Below are 3,940 nucleotides of genomic sequence, written 5' to 3'. Positions count from 1 at the left end.
GACCGAGCAGATCTGTCTCCTGGTCGACATGCCACATCCTGCGATAGGTACCCACCGCAGCAGCAGCCGTGTCCCAGCCAGTACCAGCAACAACCGGAAAACGACCCAGGTCGGCTAGCCAGGCCGGCGACTCGCTCCTCAGCCTGTCCGCCAGCACTGCCGGGTCGGGCGGGATCTGCGCCGCCCGCCAGAGACCGCGCTCCCCACTCCTCTCTTCGGCCGGAGCCGGACCGGTCGGATCCGGCCCCTGATAGGCGGTGAGGTCACGGTAGGCGGCTGCGGCGGCAACCCGCTCCCGCCAGGCACGGGCCTGCTCGGGATCCGTCGGTTCAGGACCGTAGGCAGCTGCCCATCCCTGGCCCGCGGCGGCTTCCGCGCGGGCTGTCTCAGCGGTCTGGGCGAAGCGCCGCTCCGCGGCCACGGCGAGCTGACGGACAGAGGCGGCCCGTTCGTCCGACGGGTCGACGGCCGGCAAGGACAGGCCGATTGCCTGGAACAGATCGTCACCCCGGGCCTGGCCCGCAGCCTGGTGGCTGACAGCGAGAGCAGGCCGCTCGGCGCCCTCCCGCAGGCGGAGACGCCGTGCGGCTGACTCGTTCTCCATGACCTTGGCAGCACGGCCGTGGAGGACTGCCGCCAGGTCGTTGAGCGGTCTGCCGTCGAGGTCGGAGCTGTTGCCCCGGGGGTCCTGGAAGGTTTCCAGGAGCAGCCGGTCACTGTCGAACCCGGCCTGTGCGAAGCCGGTGAACTGGTCCCGCACCGCGGGCCACGCCGGGGCCTCGAGGAGTTGTGCCGCAGCGCGTTCGTCGAGCAGGCCTGCGACTGCCCGACGGGCCTGCGCGTCGGCGAGACCGTCGAGGGCGTAGGTCACCCGGCCCGCCTGGATACGCAAGGACGTGGCTTTCCGGGCGAGCAGACGCTCGACCGCGGTGGCGGAGTACCGGTCGGCTTCCCGGCCGAGGATCCCGGCGAAGACCTGGCGTGCCACGCGCTCTGTGTCCTGCGTCGTGGCCGGGTTTCCGGGCGTTTCGGTGACGAGGTACAGGTGATTGGCCAGGCGCCCCCGAGTGGCCGCTGGATAGGCGCTGTCACGGTCGAGGGAGTCGTCGAACAGGGCGTGTGCGGTGTCGACCGTGAGCTCCCGGGCCCGGTCCTCGGAGACGCAGTAGGCGAGGTCGACAGCCTGTGCGCTGTAGTCCGCGGGCAGGGTCAGCTGCCGGTCGGTCCGCTCGTGCCGCACCCTCAGTGAGCCGTCATCCCCGACTTTGCCGACGGTCCAGAGGTCTCCGTCGCGCACCCACTGGCGGCCGTCCTCGCTGAGGATCCTGCGGTTGTTCACCCGGGTGACGACCCTGTCGCCGGCGCCGCAACGGGAGCCGTCGGAGAGGGCGACCGTGATGGTGTCGTCGACTTCGCCGAGGGCGACCCGGCCGGCGCGGGCGCGCCGGGACAGCTGTCTTCCGATGGCGTCGGAGGGCGCGATCATCACGCTCTGCAGGCCTTCGGCGCTGTCGCGGCGCCAGGCCTCGTACATCGCGTCGTGCATGGCCTCGGCACCGCCATGACGGATGCGTCCATGGGCGTCGTAGATGTCGAAGCAGCCGTCGTCGCCGATAGACAGCGCGTGTGCCGCGTCGGCCTCCCACCCGCGTATCGCGCCGCCGGTGTCACGGAAACGGCGGGTGGAGATTCTAGCGACCCTGGCATCGGCTTCGATGAGAGCGAGCGCTCCCCCGGCACTCGCGGAGCTCTGCCGGCCGGAGTCTCCGACAAGGATCAGGCGCCCGTCGACCGCCTGAACCTGGCGGAGGACGGCATGCAGATCAGGGGTCGATGCCCGGCCCGCCTCGTCAACGATCACGACCTGCCCGGGGGCCAGGGTCCAGTCCCGGGTGCCGTTCGCATAGCGCTCGGACATCGTGCGCCAGCGCGTGGTGCTCTCGGTCCGGACGCCCGTTTCCGCTGCCAGGTTCCGGGCGAGAGTCTGGCTTGGTGCGAGAGCGATCACCGGGATCTCTCGCGCCTCTGCGGCTTCCCTGAGGAGTTGTACGGCCGCGCTCTTGCCGGCCCCCGTGGGGCCAATGAGCGCGTTGACGCGGACGTCGGATCCGAGGAGATGGCGGACGGCCGCGCGCTGCTCTGCGGACGGCCTGAAGCCTCGGCTCCGGTCCCCGATGGAGAGAATCCGGTCGATGTCGGCGGCCTCGAAGCGCTCGATCGGAACGGGCGTGAGCGCGGCCTCAAGCAGGTCTGCCTCGGCCGTGAGCAGACGGTGGGAGCTGTACTGCTCTGCCTTCGGACCGGAGAACAGGCCGGCGCCGTCGACCCGCTCCCGCGTGGGCTCTTCGATCGTTCCGGCCGGGTCCAGAGGCACACAGTGCGCGGGAGAAAGGGCCGTTTCGACCACCTCGTCCAGCACGTCGTCGAAGTGGTCGCCGGCCGTCAGATGCCATCCGGTCGCGGTCAGCTGGCGGTACGCCTCGGCCGCGACATTGGTCCGGGTCCAGGACGAACGTGAGGACTCGAGGGCAGCGAGCGTCCCGTCGACGACATCGTCGAGTGTTGCCGGTTCCGCCCTCGGGGAATCGACCTCCCGTGAGACTGCAGCGCACTCGTCGAGCCAGTGCTCAGGGCTTGCGATACCCAGCTTCCGGGCCCTGCTCTGCCAGTCCCGCCGCTCCGACTCCGGGTCGCTCTTCTCCTTGGCCGGCCGCTGTGAGAGCGCCGCGCTCTGGGCGAGCGCGTAGGACTCCACTCGAGTGGGCTCACGCTCCTCCCGAGCCGTGAAGACCTGGGTGAGACGGTCCAGTTCCCGTTCGGTGGAGCGACGCCTCGCGGAGTACTCGCGGACCGCCTCGGGACTGACACCCAGGAACTCCCGGACCGGCCGGCGGTCCGGACGGACGCTGTCGATACGCGGCCCGGCAACCACGCCAAAGGCTTCGTACATCCCCCGTTCCACCTCGGTGGTGTACATCTCCGACAGCGCGACAGTCATGCTGTGCAGGGGCCGGGCGTCGAGAGCGAGCCACCGGCCGTCAGCCGTACGAACCTTCGCGGACAACGCGAGGTGCCGGTGGAAGTCGGGATCCCCCGCGCGGGAGGAACGATGGATGAACGACGCCGCGATGAACCCCTCGGCTTTGACTGTCACCTGGGTCGCTGCGGTGGGACCGCTGCGGGTCCAGCAGGCCTCCGACTCCATGCGGGCGAAGACCTTGTCGAAGGCCTTCCGCTCTACTTCTTCAAGCCGGGCGCGGGTCGCGTCGTCAGCCGTACCCCAGAGAACCGAGAAGCTTTTCACCGGCGAGAAGACCATCTCCCAGCCGCAGCGAGCCGTGCGGCTCCCCTCCTGGTTCGCCTTCGCTCGGAGCTTCTCACGGCGGCCTTCGGACGCCTCCGGCTCAGCAGCGAGCAAACGCTCGTACAGCACATCGGCCGGCGCGTAACGCGGCCACGCGCGGCCGAGCTTCGCACCTGTGACAGGGTCGAGAGCATCCTTGAAGACGGCGTCCGCCGCTTCCCTTTCCACCAGCGAACCGGCGAAACCGAGCGCCTCGGCCTGGGCACCGAGCCACTGTCCTGGCGTATCTCCTCCCTCTGCCCAGTACTCGTCGAGACCCTTGACGGTCGACCTGTAGTCACCTCCCGCGACGGTACTCATCAGGTAGTCGATACCAGATCCTGCGGAGATGGGATGAAGGGTTATCACACGCCCTCACTCCTCGGTCGACCGGCTTCTTCAACTGTCTTCTTGGTAAGCATCGCTGACATGCTCTCAACCCAATGAACCGAATAGCAAGAGGTGTGTTCATCAAGAGAGGCCTCTCCGATCTCATCGTTAGGGGGCCATCTGGAGATCGGGTTTGCTCTTGAAGGCATCCTGGAAACATCAGTCGGCTCTCAGTCGGCTCTGCGCTCCGGCCCCCGGGACGGAGAC

The 3,940-nt window shown here is 68.9% G+C and carries 1 protein-coding gene; it reads right to left on the bottom strand.

Features of this window, described 5'->3' with window-relative positions; translation table 11 throughout:
• Positions 1-3,664 (bottom strand): MobF family relaxase (gene mobF, locus ACIRD3_RS40325; protein ID WP_402227098.1); only part of this gene is annotated, 3,664 nt, incomplete at its 3' end.
• Positions 3,665-3,940: the final 276 nt, after the last annotated feature.

It is taken from the genome of Kitasatospora sp. NPDC093550, assembly GCF_044764985.1.
In the GTDB taxonomy this organism is placed as follows: domain Bacteria; phylum Actinomycetota; class Actinomycetes; order Streptomycetales; family Streptomycetaceae; genus Kitasatospora.
The sequence above is the reverse complement of the archived record's forward strand: the minus strand, read 5'-3'. Positions and strand labels throughout refer to the sequence as shown.